Source organism: Aurantimonas sp. A2-1-M11 (assembly GCF_036549475.1).
GTDB lineage: Bacteria > Pseudomonadota > Alphaproteobacteria > Rhizobiales > Rhizobiaceae > Aurantimonas.
On sequence record NZ_JAZHLI010000077.1, the window covers coordinates 1 to 16,066 of the forward strand.

Genomic DNA, 16,066 nt, shown 5'->3' on the forward strand with positions numbered 1-16,066 from the left:
CGTCGCATCACGCCGACCGCATCATGTGACGATCATCGCATCGATCACGAACAGAAGCATGCCCCTCGCGAAACAAGCCCCTTGACCTCAAGGCCCAATGACAGAAGGCGTCCAGATGCCGGCCGGCGGCGTCGAGATAGTCCGTCAGGCAGACCTCCGAATCCTATCCCCCCAGTTCTTGATCCCGTATCCATTCTCGACGGCGCCGTTCCGCAATGCCTCCGCCAGCCAGGCGAGGGCGGTCGCCGGGAGCACTGATAATGAATCTCGTCAGAGCGAAATCCGCCAGTTTCCGGAGGCGTCCTCCTTATGAGCGAGAGCGAGAGGATGGTATGCGGGGACAGCCGGGGTTCTGGGACGTCGACGAGCGGTATTTTCGTCTGAGCGAGGCGGTATATCTAGAAGAAGTCCTACTCCTCTGAGCCGAAGGCTTCCAGATCGTGTCTATGCCCCGTCGGGGAAAGAGAGCCCGCGGGAGGCCATCCATGCTTCGATCCAGCGAGTGAAGGGGGCAACAGTCGGACCGAAATGGAAGCCGACGCAGTTAGCTTCGCTACTGCTGGAGATCGAGAGAAGCTCGACATTATCTCCGACATACACCAGTGCGGGGCCGCCAGAGTCACCATTGCAGGCGTAATGGTTATTCTTAGGGAAGCTAAATAGACCCTTTAAAACGCGCTTCGTATGGACAGTTTCAGTATAGATTCCCTCCATGACATATTCTGCAAGTCTTAAGCGAGGATTATTCAAGGTTTGATGTCTAGTCTCGAAGTGATCGACGCCAAAGCCCGCAACCCAAAGAGACTGCTTGTGGCTCAGTGACCGATGGTCATCGAATATCTTTACGGGTCGAAAAGGTTCGCGAACGGACTCTTTAAGGAAGATCAAAGCAATGTCGTTAGCCCCCGAGCGATGCATGATGTTCATGTTCTCGTGGGGTCGGCGGAAGAATTGGGTGCTGTTGGCACGCCCATCTTTTACCTTCTTATAGTATCCCCATTTAGGCTCTAGCGTCACTCTTATTTTGCCATCACCATCCTTCGCGACGGGAGTGTCGACAGTTTTCACATCATCAGGGCCTTGATGAATCGCCACTTTAGTCTCTTCATTATAACTAAAGTATTCTGGATGCATAATCATGTCGTTAGATATTGTTTGGAAGTAGTCAGGATCATTTTCGCTATAGCCAAAGCTGATCCGGACCGAATTGTACCTGTAAATTTCGCTCGTTCTGATCGTCACTTTTTCATGCTCAAGGCAATGGGCAGCGGTAGCAATCACGTTCGGATGAATCAGGACACCCGTGCAAGCTTTGAGGTCATAGCTGCCGTAGGGCTTCTCTAAGTCGTCTGAGTGAGCGAAGACTAGGTGAGCGGCGAAACGGCGCGTCTGGCTTCTGGCCGTCGCTGGTTGGCCATCGATGACGACGTTCTGCCTTAGCGATTTCATCATAAAATAGGGCGACAGAACGGGTTGGGCCACGTCCAACTGACCCCAGGCTAGGGAGGAGCTGAGAAGAGTGATGATGGCGCTCATTGTTGCTGTCATGCTTGAAATCTTTCCTGGTCGCAATCTAGCGTTATTGCATTGAATTGGTCTTTTCCAGTGGATCGGAAAAAGTCAGTGCTCACGCATGACGACCACCGACTGCGGGTCGATATTCTTGTCTTCCAGCAATCGGGCGAAGGATGCGAACTCGGCCAATGCCAACGTGTCGGCGACGGCCGGCTCGGTCTCCAACGATGGCAAACCTGACGTGAAAGCTTTCGCGTTGAGGATGTTCTGCTCATAGCGGGATTGCGCTTCCTCGACGAACTGCGGAACGAGCCCGCCATCCTCAGCCCTTTTCGTCCTGTCGACGGCCGCAAAGCTGACCGCCATTGTCACGGGGCGCGGTTCGAGTACGTCGTCGACGACATCGAATCCGGGATGCTCGAAGCGAAAGAAGACGAGACCGGGTTGCGGACCCGAGACGGGTGCGCTTGTGTCCATGGCCGCGAGAGGCTTGAGGAGCCGCTTGGTTAAATCCTCGCGGCCGAGAGCGGCAGTGCCGCCGATCTGATCGAACGCGAGGAGGGTGCGGGTGGCTTTGGCGGACGCGGGAAGGTCACCGTAGACGATGTAGTCAGTCGAGGCGATGGAAACGCCCACCCGAACGTCCCTCGAGACGGCTTCCAGTATCTGCATCGCGTCGGCAAACGGCAGGGGCGAGCGATATACGGTTTCGGAGGGCAGCAGCATGAACTCGCCCCGTCCTTCGTGAAACAGCACCTTCTCGATGGCGATGTCCGGAAGGTCCGTCGTCTCGAGTACCACGCCGCCGGGAACCGAGCCGTAGGTATCGTATATCTCCTCGACCTCTTCGCGTTGCGCCTCCTCGTATCTTGCCTCGTAGGGTGTCCGACGCGGCTCAGCCTGCGGTGTCTGTGCCGGGGCTGTGCCGGGCTCAACGAAAACGAGGGTGTCGCCGTTGCGAGTCCAGCGGCCGTACTCCTCACGTGCCGGAACATCGCCGACGGAAGGGGGCGTGAGATCTTCGTATCGCGGTCGGGTCGGTGGCGTTTCCCTCCGCATGTCGGTCGCCATCCGGTCCAGTCTGGCATCGGGGTCATAGCCGTCGCCGATGATGTAGCCTTCCTCACCGACCAGGGCGTCGATTTCTTCGTCTTCCGTCACTCCCGGTATCCGATAGGGGTCGACTGGCGCACCGGCATCGTCCGATCTCGCACGGATGCCCTCGTATGCGAGCGCCATCTCGGTCGGGGTTACGCCGCTGCCGGTGCGGGCTCGGTCGCGGGCCCCGTTCATGACCGAGCCATAGGACACGGGAGGTGAACGGCGGCTTAGTTCGATCTCGCGCTCCAGGGTGGTCCGGATCCTGCCGTCATCAACTGGAGCCCGCGGAGCATCGGCGGGCAATCCGGGAAGCCCGAAAGTCTCGTCCCCGCTCTGGCTCCAGCGACGCAAAGCCTCCGCTTTCTCCGCCGTGTCCTCGCCGAAGATGAAGCCGATAACGCCACTGGGAGCTGATTGCGCATGCGCGCTGAGAGGGGCCGCCATCATGGCAACGACCGCGGAAATCATGATGCGGCGAATCATCGAGATGCCTCCTTCAACTGTTCGTCGTCCGGTAATTCCGGAAGGTTCATGCATGCCCTGGCCGTCCGGTCGAAAGTGGCTGGCGGAATCTGTGGGGCGGGTTCGATACGGGCCGCCGACTTCAGGGAGGTGTCGAACAGCCTCTCGGCGGCTTCCGCCGTTCCCTCCACCGATGCGGCGTTCGCTTGGCCCGCTAGCATAAGGACCCTGATGTCACCCGCGGCTTGACTGTCCCCCGCCACCCCTGCCGCGATCGCCAGACCAAGGGCCTGGCCGCATCTGGCGGAACCGACGAGCGAGGAAAGGCTGGCGGCAACGTCGCGACGATGGAACAGGGCGGGCGCGGTGGACGGGATTGACCAAATCTCGGCGATCCTCTTGGACAGGTAGGCGCCGTCTTCCCAGTTGTCGTCCCGCCCCTCGGCGGTGATCTCCGCCATGTAGCGCATCAACGCCACGTCCGCCGGTCGATCGACGCCCTGGGCATCGAGAGGCGAACCTTCCAGAGGAGCGAGCAAAAAACCGGCCTTTGCCAGATCCCCTTTCTGCCACGCATCCAAAGCCTTCGCCTTCGCGAGCACTGCACGGGCCGACATCTTGCTGGCCCCGGTCAGTGCCTCGGCATGGGTCCGGCCGAAGGCTATGGCTAGTTCGGCTGGATTACCCGCCCACCGCCGTTCCGCCTCAGTGCCATCCTGCGCGATCATGATCCGCCTCATGTCGAAGCCCCACACCCCGGGGTACTGATCGATGATCGCCATGGCGGCTTCACGGTCGCGAGGCATGGAAGGCTTTCCTGTCCAAAGGAAGCCCAGCTGCGCCCAGTCGGCCTGCTGGGGATCGTCTTTCTTCCAGAGCGCGACTATTTCGTCGACGCGGGCTTCCATTCCCAAAACATTAACTACAGAGACAAGAGCCTCCCAGTAGTCGGCTCCGGCCTCCTCGGAGAGGTATACGTCGGCAGCAGCCGATGGATCGGCCAGCGTACCCACGCCCTCCCTGATGAAGCTGGCGTACAGATCCCGAAACGTGCCGTGTTGTGGTTCAGCCAAGTGAACATTCTGGATCACTTTGAAAGCCCGCTCCGGATCAGGAGCGAGACTGGGACCGCCACCGCGCAGTATCTCGGCGGCGAGTACAACGCTGTCCTTCCACCAGTCCTCAGGCGTGATTATCGGTTCGAGCTCCGCCATTGCCTCGGCACTGTCCGCTTCCACTCCGAGACCGTTGTGAATGAGGTAAGCCCGAACATGGCGGGCGCGCTTGTCGGAGCCAGCCTGCATCGCGGCCTCCATGGCTGCCCTACCATCGACCGCGCCACCTTGCCCGAATGCCAGCAGATGTGCTTGCCAGCCGCGCAACCACTCACTCGGTTCTTCGATGTCAGCCAGCAACAGCCTGAGGCCGCTCAAATCCGCGAAGCGGTTGTTTTCGGTGATGTACGTGGCGGCCATGTGGGCGTGGTATCGGCTTCCCCCCGCAGTCCGCGCCAGCACGTAGTCAAGAGCGGGCTTTGCCTGCAAGTTTGCCACTTGCTCCACGTCCGCAGCGCATTCGTCGAGTGCTGCGAGCGCTTTCATCGAACCTCGCAACGAGATCGATCGCACCTCACCGCCTGCCGAAAGTTCTATCTCTGCTCCTCTGGAGAGGCGATCCACCGTTTCCCGTTCACGGCCTTGGCTGATCGTGAAGTAGCCGCTGTCCCAGTGGTGTCGGAAGGAACTGGTCGGAATGATCTCGCCGTCCGCTTTGAGAACGACTTGACCAGCGGAGTTAGCGAAAATCTGGTCCACATCGGGGTAACTGAAGTAGATTGACCGACCAGACGCGTTGACTGAGAATGCCAGATATGAATTCTCGTTACTTGTGTCGACGTAGCAAGCCGCTTTTTTGCCGTCGGCTATCAACCCCCCGCGCGTCCAATTGCCAACTTTGGTGTTGTCCAGGGAGCCATACTCAATGGCTTGGGACGAGGTGCAGCCAACCAAGACCAAAACGACAGCGATCCGTAACGCCGACATCCTTTGCGTGGCTTTTGCGACAATTTTCTGGACGTGACCATCAATGGAAGAGACAATCAACCCAATGCGATCTCGGAATTGACGGGTATCGCTTGTAAAATCAACGGACACCTCTTGTTCGGAGCACGTAGATTCGATACTCCCCTGCGGAGCCTTATTGTTAAGCTTATCCTTCATTGCCAAAATGCCTTTAAATCTAATGAATCGGCCATAAAATCTGGCGCCAAGTCAAGAATGTTATTGAATTCCACATCTGAAGAAGGCGCAAGCCTCACCAGACTATAATCTCGGTCTCCGATTACCATATACCCAATATTGGGTATGTCAGGCATATGCTCGGCGCGTCGCTCGGTCGCTCTGCAGCCGTTGGAGGATCGCGAGATAATCCACCATAGCCAGGCCCCCTCGGCGTTGTAGCGCAACACCCAGTCGCGCAGCGTCTGCCGGTCCATGCCCGCTGCCTCGGCCGCTTGCGTCCGGTTCATCCCCGACCGCGCGCCCGCCATAGGTCAGGGGAATCGCATTTGGAAATTTTTGTACATGGTCAGCGCCTGGGGCTGCGAGCAGCGTCTGGTGCTGGCGCAGATCGCCACCGACGCGGCACGGCCACAGTCTCGACCGATATCGACTGGCTGCAGGCCGACCATCGCTGGCCCGGCCTTGCCGCCGTCGGCAAGGTCGTCCGGGTGCGCCAGTGCGGGCCGAAGACGACGACCGAAACGGCCTACTATCTTCTCTCGACGGCGCTCTCCGCCGAACGCTTCAACCAAGTCGCCCGTGAGCATTGGAGCGTCGAGAACCGTCTGCACTGGCGGCTCGACGTCGTCATGAACGAGGACCAGGATCGAACCCGCCTCGGCAACGGCCCCCAAAACCTCGCCGTGCTGCGCCACATGGCGCTCAACGTCATGCAGAAGGACGGCTCAAAGGTATCCTTGAAGGGGAAATTCCAGAGGGCAGGCTGGGACAACGCATTCCTCTCTCGCCTGCTCAGCCTGTTCTGAAATGCGATTGCCCTGCGCCATAGGCGCACGCTCTTGCGGTCCCCGGGCCCGATCAACCCAGCAATGTAGACCGGGCACATCTCGCGCCGCGGCGGCCGATGGCAGTTTCGCGCATTAGCAGTCTCGGGCGCCGGGAGATGCCTTCAATGTAGGTGACTGGATCGCAAGCCAGCGCTGGGGAGTCTCTCTCGACCGGAGACTTCCCGTAAAAGGAAGTGCGGCTGGCAGGATCCACCGCCGGCGAAATCCCAACATCGAAGCGATTATAAATTCGCCAAGGGTGCTCAAGCCGCATGATCGTACCCCGCGCCGAGTCTGGACAACGCACAAGCTATGTGCGGAGATCACAGCAGGAAGGTCGGAGCCCGTTCGAGAACCAGTCTCGTCTGGCAGGTGCTGCCGGTCGTGCTAGGGAGGAAATCGGTCATGCGCATCGTCGCCACCGCAACGACTTGTATAAGCCTTGTTCTTGCGGCGTCGCCAATTGCTAGTGCCGAGTCCGTCGGCTCTTTGCAGACCTACACCGGATCAGTCGCAAGGAGCATATGCGGGAAACCGCCCGGCAGCTCCGACGGCAGCGTGGACGAGCATATTGTCGCCGAGTCTCAGCCGGCGGCTGCCGGCCTGAACCGAATAAGGAACGAGATCGAGCATGAACTGAAGATATCAGCCGAGCTTGGCCTTGAGCCAGTGCAAGAGGTCCTTGGATTCTGGCGCTGCCTCGCCGAAAATTACTACTCCATTCGGGCCGAACTACGTGGCGAGGCGCCGGAAGGAGCGGACACGGCTGCCTCGCTTGAGAAGGGAACTGTCCCTGCGACGAGCGAAGCGGTGATCGAGCGCCGTCTCGATAAATCCGGCATCCGCGCCATCCAGTCGGAACTTAACGCCCGTGGCTACGACGCCGGCGCGCCCGATGGCCTCGACGGGCGTCAGACACGCTCAGCCATCGCCGCCTTCCAGCGTGACAATGGTCTGGATGTCACCGGCAGCCCCAGTCTCGATCTGCTCGATGCCCTTACCGGTGCTGGCACGGCATCCGCGGGCAGTTCCCGGCCCCCGCAGGCGCCGCGTTCCGACGATCCCGTCACCGTCTCGGATATGACCGGATCGTGCGAGGCGGACATGGCAAGTCTCACCAACGACATGAATCGCATTTCCGCCCAGGCGGCTGGCGGAGGAGTCGCCATCTGCAACGCCCACCGCGCCAACTACGAGGTGCTGACCCGGGGAGCGGACATCGTCCGGCGATGCCAGCCAGGCAACGAGGCGCAGGCAGTGGAATTCGAGCGTGCCGCCAACGATTCGCGAGCCGCACTCAATACGGCCTGCTGAGGCCTTGCCCACGCAAGTGAGGACACCTCGCCGGCGGATTATCCCGCAGAGTCGGCGGGGCGGGAACGTCGACCTCGGCGTCCGCACGGCGGTTCGAAATCAGGCGCTTCATGAGAGGCATTTTTTGCCGATATTCGTCATCGTCCTTCGGCAGGGCCGGGCCCGTCATCCAGATCCCGGATCATCCTCGAAAGGACAGACTTACTGGCTCTCCCTCCTGGGCTCGAACCAAGGCCGCGGGGGCCAAAACCCGTGTTCTACCGCTAAACTAAAGGAGACCGTTGACGGAATGGCTTCCCCGGAAGGATCCAAACCCTCGCACTGCCCGTGATGCCGGCGCAGGAGCGCAGCACGACGGTGTAGACGATCGCGCGGCGCCGAAAGCCGAGAGTGCGCCGCTCCTCGTCAGTGGCGGGCCGCAGTGCAACATACTCCCCGTCGAGGAGCTCAGGGTCGGAGATCGGCGTCAGGGACGCCATGACGATGACCTTCATGGTCAGGCTCCGCTCCTGCAATGGGATCCGCTGCCGAGCGGGGCTATTGCGATGTGGTTGCCAAGGATCCCGTGCATGACCGCGTCATGGGATTGGCCGTCGGGTGACGCCCGCGGTCCATTCGATCAAGGACTGGTAGCCGCAGGACATCTCCGAGGTGCCGGCCTGGATCTTCCGGATCGCTTCGGCGTCCTGAACGCGCATAGTACCGGTGACGAACTCGCCATCCCTGCCGATCTCCTCGCCGACGGTGCCGATGGCGTCGCGGCGCCATGTCGAAGATGAAACGGCGTCGACGGGGCGCCCGATCGTGACCGGAGCGTTGGCGAGGGGCCGGAAGGCTTCGTGCCGACACTTCGGCGGGTGGCCAATAAATCCGCACGATCGCGAGGTTCGGCCGGCCAACTTCGTCGTGTGATATTCATAGACGCCCGACCGTGCGAGCCGAACGGTCGCCACTAGATAACCGGGGGCCGAGATCCGGCTCCCTTTCCCTTTAACGGTCGCGGCGTCCAAGAGGAGCATAGTCAGCCCCTCCAGGCATTCGGCATGCCATGCTTCATCGCTTGGTAGGCTGCTTCCGTACGGGCCGCGTCGTCGCTGAACCCTCGAGCCTTCGCGTCGACGAAGGCCTGGTCGCGGACACGATTGTTCTCAGCCGAGATGCTATCGGCGACGGCAGCCCTCGAACCGGGTCATCGGCCTTCCTCGCTGTTCGTAGTCCTAAGACTACTTCGCGAGGATCGTCTGTCGAATGTGGTGCGAAAGTATCGAATGGCAGCGGTCGAATCCAAGGCGGCGCTGGACGACCCCTGTAGCTGAATGGCCCGACAAGCTGAGATGGCTGCCCGCGTCCTCTCCTTGCGACGCTTCCGTCGCCAAGCACCCCATGCCGCGATCGGCCTACCTAGTTTTGGGCATGCCCTCTCAGGATAACCGTGATGAGATCGTGAGGGCCGCGGTCGGCAAGACGTGCCGAACGTCCTGTCACTTTGTCTCCTGGGCAGCCTGATGATCGGAGCGGGAAACATGCGGGTGCTCGTTTTCGTTTTGGGCCTGGCAACGGCGTTGACGACTGTTTCTCAGTCGGGAGCGGCTCCGAGAAACGCATACTCCCCGGAACTCAAGAGAGCTATTCGGGTCGTGGTGGAGGCGTGTGGCCACCGGCTCAACGCCCAAGAAATCATATGGGACATGGACAAGTGGGGAGCGGACGTCGTTCGCTCGAAGCGCCGAGAGCTGATCGCCATCAACATCGACAAGTTGACGAGCGGACCCGAGTGGATGAGGCGTGACACTGTCCAGACCCAAAGGTTCATCGCCTACTACCAATGCCTCGAACAGAATTACACGGTCATGAGGGCTCGATACGATGACCCCGCCTATTCTCCTGCGGAAACGCCATTCGAAACGCTGGGCCGCCGAAAGATCCAGACGGTTCAGCGCCTGCTCAACGACCGGGGTTACGACGCCGGGACGCCCGACGGTCTTATGGGACCGAGAACGCGGGGTGCGATCCGGGCTTTCCAGTCCGCAGAGGGAATGGCTCAGACGGGCGACCCCGACGGTGCGCTGTTAGCGGCTCTCCGTGAGGGCGGCGTTCGGAACAGTCTCGCGGCGACGTACATGGAAGACCCGCAGTCGATTGTGGACGAGGGGTCGGCGGATGCTTTGGAAGCGGCGGTGCGGGAGGCGTCTCAATCCGGCGAGGCCGCGGCGGCAGGTGAAGCGCGCAGCCGTCCACCTGGGCAGTCCGCTACCGACGACCGGGGCCGTACGGTCGAGATGTCCGGTCAGTGCGAAGAGGACATGCGCCGTATCGAAGCGGACATCGTACGTATCGCGGCACAGGCGGAAGGCGGTGCGATGGCTATGTGTGAAGTTCACCAAGCCAGATTCGAGGTGCTTAGCAATGCGGCAGCCGCGCTTCGCATGTGCCCATCCTTGAACACCACCGGCACCCTCGGGGCGGAGTTCGAGCGGGCCGCGGCAGCGTCCAAGGCGGCCTTGGACGGACCCTGTGGCTGATAGAATCCGCCGATCCTTTGCCGGACTCGGCACCTGATTGTACACATCGGAGTTGGCCCTACCGAAGGAGGAGATGAAAACACAGGCCCGCATGGACGAAGCTACTGGACTTGTCTCGCAAAACTGGAGAGGTCTTCTGGCTGAAGGAGGAGCATTTCATGGGCAAGCCACATCGCCCGTTAAGAACCGATTGCTCCGATACGGGTCCGACCACTTTGTCCTCGCCTACCCAATTTTGGGGAGGCGAGCGGAGGACCGATCATGTTCCCTCAGGTCGGGTGGGACCGGTGTAAAACAGATGCAGCCCCGTCACTGAACGTGCGGGAGACCATCGAAGCTGGAGCAGGGTTTTGGGACAGATAAGCAGAAGGGTCGTCGCCGTCGGCACCGGTGTCGCCATCATCGCGCTGGAGGCCGCGGGGATAAAACCATCGGCGCTTGCTCAGTCACCGGGCCAGACGCAGCAGGTCTTCTTCGAGCGGGCCTGCACGGATCATGGCGGGCGGATTGTCGGCACGATGAAGGACGAACGGGGAAAGGTGTCGAAGTACGTCTGTCATCTAACTGACCTCCCTAGGCTAAATACTCAGTGCTCGAAGCGATTAGACGATGACGGCAAACCGATGACGTACGATATAGATCGGCGTCAGTGTGTGGAGGATTGCTTTTTAACGGCTGCGTGCGTCGACATGCTCGGCCTGAAGGACGACTGCTTCGAGTTGCAGGCACTGCGGCGGTTCCGGGACACGAGGATGGCGGGGACGCCTGAAGGTGGTGCCGATATTGAGGCATACTACCGCACGACCTCCGCCATCTCTGATCGCATCCGATCCTCGGCAAACCCGAAGGCGGAGCTTCTCCGCTTGTACGCAAAGTTCATCCTGCCGAGCGCGCTCGCCTCGAGCCTGGGACTGGACGGCATGGCGAGGGCGATCTACCCGAGGATGATGGCGGACCTGTCCCAGCGGTATGGTGTTCCGTTGGCCGTCGGGGCCGGTGATTCCTCGGAGGTCAGATCTGGGTGACGCGCGACAGGTACCCGACTATCTCGGAGTAGCGCCTGACCCCGGGCTTGCCCCTCATGTTGCGCAGATGCGTGCGGACGGTCTCCTGCGCGATTCCCGCCGCCGCGGCTACCTCGGGGATCGAGTCACCGCCCATGAGCGCGAGCGCGATCCTAGCCTCAGACGCGGTGAACCCCGACACGGCGCGGATGGTGTCAATGGACGGATCGGATCTCAGGGAACTGTCCTTTACCTTCAAGAGCACCCTGGCGACCCCTCTCTCGTCGGGACAGACGAAGGATCGCATGATCAGGGGCGCGCCCTTCAATCGTCCGATGGCGACGGGCGGGGGAAGAGCGAAGCTTACCCGGTTCAGTGCCAACAGCGACCGCAGGACGAACCTTTGGAGCGCGTCCCTCGATCCAGCGTGGGCGGCCGACAGGACGCCCCGTTCCAGCCTGAGGGCGTCGCGAGCGTCCAGCAGCATCCTGCCGGCGGCGTTGGCGTGGGCGAGGGTTCCGTCCCGGTCGAGCAGGAAGACGCCTTCCTCCAACCCGTCCAATGCGCCCAAGAGACCCTCGCGAAAGACCCCGCCAGCCGGAAGGAGATCGTTGAGGTGATACGCTCGGGCGATATGCGGGGACAGGATGCGGAGCCGGGCCTTTTCCTCCATCCCCGAAGGCGCGACGGGCGGCGGAACGCTGGAACAGGGGATCATGAGCCGGTCGTCTGCCTTGACCGTATGGAAGAGCGAGTTCCAGGCATCGGGGAATTGGCGGTAGTGTTCCTGATGGACGGGACACCGAGCGATCTCGTCGGGTGACAGGAGGTCGTCGGTCGTCGAGACGCCCCGACGGCCGCCGAGAACCCGCCTCACCCGGAGGTCCTTCCCCGCGTACTCGCGGGCGTAATCCATCGTGCATTCGGGTATCTGCGGCCATGAATCCTGGCGGACGGCGCCGTCCCTGCCGAACGACATGAACGTGAAGCTCGTCGAACCGTCAGCTCTCAGCATTTCCGAGACCACGTCTACCCAATCGCCCGATCCGTCGACGGAGCCGTAGACGGAGCCGCAGACGGCGAGATGACGTCGAGCATCCTCTCGCCGTCAAAGCTTCGGGACGGGTCCAATCTCATGCCGATGTTTCGCATTACACTAGGTAACAAGCCACCGTATTCAGTGAGCAAGTCGGTCCAGCCTTACGGAAACATGGCCGCGCTCAAGCAATCCCTGCTGGTGGCACTGCCATCCTGGGAAAGTCAGCGTTCAGTCGACAGTATGCGTCGCGGTTTCAGACGGCGCGGCGGAGGTGCTGTTGGCCACGTCCCGGCCTGGCAGGTTCCTCCTTGCCACCCTCGCAACGAACTCCATCCGGCACGTCCGGTCGCATTCATTAGTCGCGGATGCGATCACGGGATCGGTATCCACGGGGACGATGGGCCCCTGATCCACTCGAACCTCCGAGAGACTGGCCCCGGCCAGCCAAACGACGGAGATCACCGCCACTGTGTTCATCGATACCTCCTGTTGAATACAAGGGACGTTGGCCGTCCTCTCGCTGCTTCAGCTAACGGCGCACGACGACACCTTCGCCGCGTCCGTTTTCAGATGTGCCTTCCATTGCTCGTGAATGTCGGGCCACGAGAGCATGGGTAGATCGTTCCTCCTCGTGCGCCATTCGAAATGGACGATCTCCTCGGGGAGCTCGCATGACCTCCCCGCCCTGATGCAGGTCACGTGCTCGGCCAATGCGTCCACGATCGCCAGCGAGCGCAGGGCGCGGGCGCCGGCGAACGGGCGCTGCGGTCCCTTTTCGAACGCCAGATGGATGTTGCGTCGCGTGGATTCCTCGACATACCCGAACCGACCGCTCTTGAACTGGTCAAGAAACCGCATTTCGAGATCCAGCAATCGCGTCTGGTCCACGTATCCGGTGGGAGCGGGCGTGAGATCGCAAGGAGCGAGCTTGGTCGACGATGCCGGTGCCTGCTCGATCTCTGCGAACAGTGCCGAGACCTCCCCGGCCCCCGCGTCCTTTCCAGATTGCCCGAAGGCAAAGCCGACCACCATACCCGCGGCACACGCCATGGCGACCATGAAGGAGACCCTCGTCATGCTCATCGCCGTCGCTCGTAACGGCAGCGGCGACCGCTGGCTGTTTCGCGCATGTCGTTTCTCCCTTGTCTCGCTCTGCCGACCACCGATCGTTCCGCGGCGGATTGCGCCGCAGGGTCTGCTTCCGCGCCTACATTCCGAGGCACATGGTTGCCCTCATCGCGTCCCGCTCGAGGAAGCCCCGCCATCTCCAGTACATCGTGTCCCAGTGCCCCGGCTGCGGCGACGGGTTCCTGAAATGAGTGATTTGGTCTCCGATCAGGCATCTGTTTCCCCGCGAGAGGCAGACCACGTGGTCCTCCAGCGCCGCGACGATGGACAGCGTTCTCAGCAGGCGGGCCGCGAAGAAGCCGCCTTCCGGTCCAACCGCGAAAGCGGACTGGATCGTCGATCTCTCGGCCTCGCTGAAGTCCCGGATCCGCGCAACCCAGCCGGTCTCGAACCTCGTTCGCAGCTCCGCCAGCTTGTCGGGTTCAAGGTAGACTTGGCCAACTTCCGGGGGATGGCAGTATACCCGAATCCGATGGGCCACTTGATTTGGGGCCAGCCCGGTGAAGGAATCATGTGCCGCGTCCGACGCGTCTGCGGTGTGCGCGAGCGCGGCCGGCGTAATCATCGAGACCCCCGCCGCGACAAGGATTCCCGCCAGGACTCGATCGAGACGACGACGCGCCGTCCGCGGCGCTTTCCCCGCAAGCCCCCCTCCAAAGTCTTTCAACGATTCAGGAAACATGACATCCGTTCTCCGCGGCCAGCCTGCCGGCATTGGGAACGAGAAGCGTGGACACCGCATACCCAAAGTTGGGTAGAGGGCCTGTTTTACCGCCAGGTCAGCGGAGGAATTAACTGAGAAGACACGAATATGTACGGGGACCGAGCGGACGGTAGCGCACGAGCCGCCAGTCCGCGCTCGGATGGTCGTTCGCTGGCGCGGTTCGACGTGGCCGCATGCGGTACGCCCTCGCGGCCGACGCCCCTCCCTCTCGTTCACGGCAAGAAGCGACTTGGGGCACCCTAGTTGAACAGGTGCCTCCCGCAGAGCCTCTGATCGGTCACTCGGCGGCACAAGTCACGACCTCGATCTCCCGGCATTGCGGGACATTCGCCTTGATCGCGGGGAAGAACAATGAGTGACCGAGATCGATTATGTACCCGGAAGATCCCAAGGGCACGAGCCCGCATCGGCGCGATCCATCGAGGGCAACCCGGCTCGTCGAGCAGATGAGAGACCCTCCGGTGGCATCTCGCGCAATCGCAGGTGAGCGAATGGGAGCGACGTTTCGTGTGCGCGGGGCGACTGGCCCCGGTCGCGGCTGATCGGGGCCCTTTTCCCAGAACTCCGAGCCGACACTCTCATGTTGTTCGGCATCGCCCGTGGTCACAGATGCGGACCATAGAGCCACGCCCGTCAGCAGAATGCGGATCATCTGAACACCTTTGGCGGGACGGAGAGGCGACCGATCTGTCGGCCGAGGTTTGGCTGGGGCTATTCCCCCACGATCCGCGTGGGGGACACACCCAGCGGAGGCAGGCCGGCCCGCCAACGCACGTCGTCACGGTTCTGGGCGAGAGTGAGTGCGGTCGTCGTGTCGGCGTCGCAACCGGGTTCGCCGCCGCAAAGGATCCCGACGAAGGTGGCGTCGCAGGCGACCGGGAAGGATTTCGCGCTGAGCGTGAGTGGTTGCCCCATGGCGAAGACCACGTTCAGCCGGACGGCCCCGCTGGCCTCATCCTGCGACGTAACGCATATCGGCAGATGAGGACCGTGGGGTGCCCGAAGCGGTTCGGCGTTCGGGGTCGAGATGAACGCGGCTGCGACGATGGTTGTTACCGTGATAGCTCTCTTCAACATGGGATCGTTCCTCCGTGTCCCGTAGTGCCTGGGGACATTGAGAGCGACGGACGCCAAGGCCGCATCCCCAATTTTAGGTAGTAGATTCAACAACCTGTAAATAACATTCGTGAAGGCTTCCCCCATGATACTCGGATGAACGCTTGACCCCGAGAGGGAGACTGGTCCCCCATCGCACCACCAGATGTCGGTCAGAAGCTATTTTAGCATTCACATATGACGTTAGGTCGGTAGTGTAGGTCCCCTGAAAATCAGGGATGCGTAGTTTGCACGATCTGATCTCGAACGTGTACGCAGCGGTGGCGGGAGACTGCGACCAGGGATGGCAGGATGTGGCGGCAGATCTCGCCGATAGGCTGGATGCACGCTCGGTCGTCATAGACGACGGAGCGATCTCCGGCAGCGCCCACCAGTTACTCGTCAACCACGGTTTCGAGACGGATCTCGTCCAGCGCCATTTCCAGGAGTTCCCGGACATCGAGAGCAACATCGGCGTGCAGTCGCTGTTCTCGGGACCTGTCGGCACGGCTTTCGATATACACTGCGGGATCGATCGGGACGTGTGGCACCGCGATCGATCTGTCGCGGGCATCCTTACGCCTCAGGGCATCACCGACGGCTCGCTGCTGGTGATGGAGAGGAGCAAGGAGCGGCTCAGCTCGCTGCTGGTCTACCGGAGCGACCGGGCTGGCCCGCTACATGCCCGGGAGGTCGCGTTCCTCGAAGCCTTCGGCCCGCACTTGTCGAGTGCGACCAGGCTTCGTCGCCGCCTCGTCGAGATGGCGCAGCGGGAACGGCAATCCCACCTGCTTCTGGCAGAAATCAGCGAGGGACTCGTCGTCACGGACGGCTTGGGTCGGATCAGGAGCGCGACGGGCGCCGCGGCACGCGCCTTGGCCGAGGAAACCTCCGTCTATTGCTCCCACGGCCGGCTCAGGGCCAAGGACCGCGAGGCGGATCGTGTTCTCAGGCATCGTTTCCACACGGCGGGCAACCCTACTCTGCGGATTCCGACGAAGCCGGCCATGCATTCCAAGATGAAGCCGGCCACCTGTTCCGATTTCATTCCGGCCGCCGTTCCGATTTGAAGCCGGCCACCTCCTGATCTGATCC

Annotated in this window: 14 protein-coding genes, 1 tRNA gene and 1 pseudogene; 5 read left to right on the forward strand and 11 right to left on the reverse strand. The window is 61.6% G+C overall.

The genetic code is table 11. The features are described from left to right. Positions 1-444 precede the first annotated feature (444 nt). From VQ042_RS21805 to VQ042_RS21820, 4 genes and pseudogenes are all read right to left on the reverse strand, one after another. Positions 445-1,536, reverse strand: a complete 1,092-nt coding sequence (locus tag VQ042_RS21805; protein WP_331822407.1) for a trypsin-like serine protease — start codon at positions 1,534-1,536, stop codon at positions 445-447. An 84-nt stretch (positions 1,537-1,620) separates the two neighbouring features. Next, positions 1,621-3,099, reverse strand: coding sequence for a hypothetical protein (locus VQ042_RS21810; protein WP_331822408.1), 1,479 nt, complete (start codon positions 3,097-3,099; stop codon positions 1,621-1,623). Beyond that, positions 3,096-5,297, reverse strand: coding sequence for a hypothetical protein (locus tag VQ042_RS21815; protein WP_331822409.1), 2,202 nt, complete (start codon positions 5,295-5,297; stop codon positions 3,096-3,098). Before VQ042_RS21815 ends, VQ042_RS21810 begins: the two co-directional genes overlap by 4 nt. Before the next feature lie 224 nt (positions 5,298-5,521). Then, positions 5,522-5,608 (reverse strand): annotated as a pseudogene (locus VQ042_RS21820) (helix-turn-helix domain-containing protein); the annotation flags it as partial. Between the two features lie 36 nt (positions 5,609-5,644). On the opposite strand from VQ042_RS21820, the gene VQ042_RS21825 reads away from it, so the two are divergent. Continuing rightward, on the forward strand, positions 5,645-6,124 hold the full coding sequence (locus tag VQ042_RS21825) for an ISAs1 family transposase (protein ID WP_442880172.1): 480 nt from the start codon (positions 5,645-5,647) through the stop codon (positions 6,122-6,124). Positions 6,125-6,550: 426 nt separating this feature from the next. Further along, a complete protein-coding gene (locus VQ042_RS21830; RefSeq protein ID WP_331822410.1) occupies positions 6,551-7,459 on the forward strand; it encodes a peptidoglycan-binding domain-containing protein in 909 nt (302 codons plus the stop codon). Between the two features lie 205 nt (positions 7,460-7,664). Here the strand turns inward: VQ042_RS21830 and VQ042_RS21835 are convergent. From VQ042_RS21835 to VQ042_RS21845, 3 genes are all read right to left on the reverse strand, one after another. Beyond that, a tRNA-OTHER gene (locus tag VQ042_RS21835) sits at positions 7,665-7,737 on the reverse strand. Then, positions 7,723-7,953 carry a hypothetical protein gene (locus tag VQ042_RS21840; protein ID WP_331822411.1) on the reverse strand — a complete coding sequence of 77 codons (231 nt, stop codon included), beginning with the start codon at positions 7,951-7,953 and terminating at the stop codon, positions 7,723-7,725. Before VQ042_RS21840 ends, VQ042_RS21835 begins: the two co-directional genes overlap by 15 nt. A gap of 84 nt (positions 7,954-8,037) precedes the next feature. Beyond that, entirely contained in the window at positions 8,038-8,478 is a 441-nt protein-coding gene (locus VQ042_RS21845) for a DUF2213 domain-containing protein (protein ID WP_331822412.1), read from the reverse strand. A gap of 504 nt (positions 8,479-8,982) precedes the next feature. On the opposite strand from VQ042_RS21845, the gene VQ042_RS21850 reads away from it, so the two are divergent. Beyond that, the gene (locus VQ042_RS21850; protein WP_331822413.1) at positions 8,983-9,981 is read left to right on the forward strand and encodes a peptidoglycan-binding domain-containing protein; all 999 of its coding nucleotides are present in this window, start codon (positions 8,983-8,985) and stop codon (positions 9,979-9,981) included. A 350-nt stretch (positions 9,982-10,331) separates the two neighbouring features. Further along, the gene (locus tag VQ042_RS21855; protein ID WP_331822414.1) at positions 10,332-11,006 is read left to right on the forward strand and encodes a hypothetical protein; all 675 of its coding nucleotides are present in this window, start codon (positions 10,332-10,334) and stop codon (positions 11,004-11,006) included. Here the strand turns inward: VQ042_RS21855 and VQ042_RS21860 are convergent. From VQ042_RS21860 to VQ042_RS21875, 4 genes are all read right to left on the reverse strand, one after another. Next, positions 10,993-12,000 (reverse strand): helix-turn-helix transcriptional regulator, encoded by a 1,008-nt coding sequence (locus VQ042_RS21860; RefSeq protein ID WP_331822415.1) that lies wholly within the window; start codon positions 11,998-12,000, stop codon positions 10,993-10,995. The genes VQ042_RS21855 and VQ042_RS21860 overlap by 14 nt on opposite strands. A 549-nt stretch (positions 12,001-12,549) precedes the next feature. Next, on the reverse strand, positions 12,550-13,107 hold the full coding sequence (locus tag VQ042_RS21865; RefSeq protein ID WP_331822416.1) for a hypothetical protein: 558 nt from the start codon (positions 13,105-13,107) through the stop codon (positions 12,550-12,552). A 124-nt stretch (positions 13,108-13,231) separates the two neighbouring features. Then, on the reverse strand, positions 13,232-13,834 hold the full coding sequence (locus tag VQ042_RS21870; protein ID WP_331822417.1) for a hypothetical protein: 603 nt from the start codon (positions 13,832-13,834) through the stop codon (positions 13,232-13,234). A 753-nt stretch (positions 13,835-14,587) separates the two neighbouring features. Next, on the reverse strand, positions 14,588-14,953 hold the full coding sequence (locus tag VQ042_RS21875) for a hypothetical protein (protein WP_331822418.1): 366 nt from the start codon (positions 14,951-14,953) through the stop codon (positions 14,588-14,590). 266 nt (positions 14,954-15,219) lie between these two features. Here VQ042_RS21875 and VQ042_RS21880 point away from each other — a divergent pair, with 266 nt between their 5' ends. Beyond that, positions 15,220-16,041: a hypothetical protein gene (locus VQ042_RS21880; RefSeq protein ID WP_331822419.1), complete on the forward strand. Its 822-nt coding sequence runs from the start codon at positions 15,220-15,222 to the stop codon at positions 16,039-16,041. The last annotated feature ends 25 nt before the right edge of the window (positions 16,042-16,066 follow it).

Bases quoted from the DNA above. Each gene is read 5' to 3' on its own strand.
- VQ042_RS21805 (WP_331822407.1), bottom strand. From the start codon at position 1,536: ATGAGCGCCATCATCACTCTTCTCAGCTCCTCCCTAGCCTGGGGTCAG.
- VQ042_RS21810 (WP_331822408.1), bottom strand. From the start codon at position 3,099: ATGATTCGCCGCATCATGATTTCCGCGGTCGTTGCCATGATGGCGGCC.
- VQ042_RS21815 (WP_331822409.1), bottom strand. From the start codon at position 5,297: ATGAAGGATAAGCTTAACAATAAGGCTCCGCAGGGGAGTATCGAATCT.
- VQ042_RS21830 (WP_331822410.1), top strand. From the start codon at position 6,551: ATGCGCATCGTCGCCACCGCAACGACTTGTATAAGCCTTGTTCTTGCG.
- VQ042_RS21840 (WP_331822411.1), bottom strand. From the start codon at position 7,953: ATGAAGGTCATCGTCATGGCGTCCCTGACGCCGATCTCCGACCCTGAG.
- VQ042_RS21845 (WP_331822412.1), bottom strand. From the start codon at position 8,478: ATGCTCCTCTTGGACGCCGCGACCGTTAAAGGGAAAGGGAGCCGGATC.
- VQ042_RS21850 (WP_331822413.1), top strand. From the start codon at position 8,983: ATGCGGGTGCTCGTTTTCGTTTTGGGCCTGGCAACGGCGTTGACGACT.
- VQ042_RS21860 (WP_331822415.1), bottom strand. From the start codon at position 12,000: ATGCTGAGAGCTGACGGTTCGACGAGCTTCACGTTCATGTCGTTCGGC.
- VQ042_RS21865 (WP_331822416.1), bottom strand. From the start codon at position 13,107: ATGAGCATGACGAGGGTCTCCTTCATGGTCGCCATGGCGTGTGCCGCG.
- VQ042_RS21870 (WP_331822417.1), bottom strand. From the start codon at position 13,834: ATGTTTCCTGAATCGTTGAAAGACTTTGGAGGGGGGCTTGCGGGGAAA.
- VQ042_RS21875 (WP_331822418.1), bottom strand. From the start codon at position 14,953: ATGTTGAAGAGAGCTATCACGGTAACAACCATCGTCGCAGCCGCGTTC.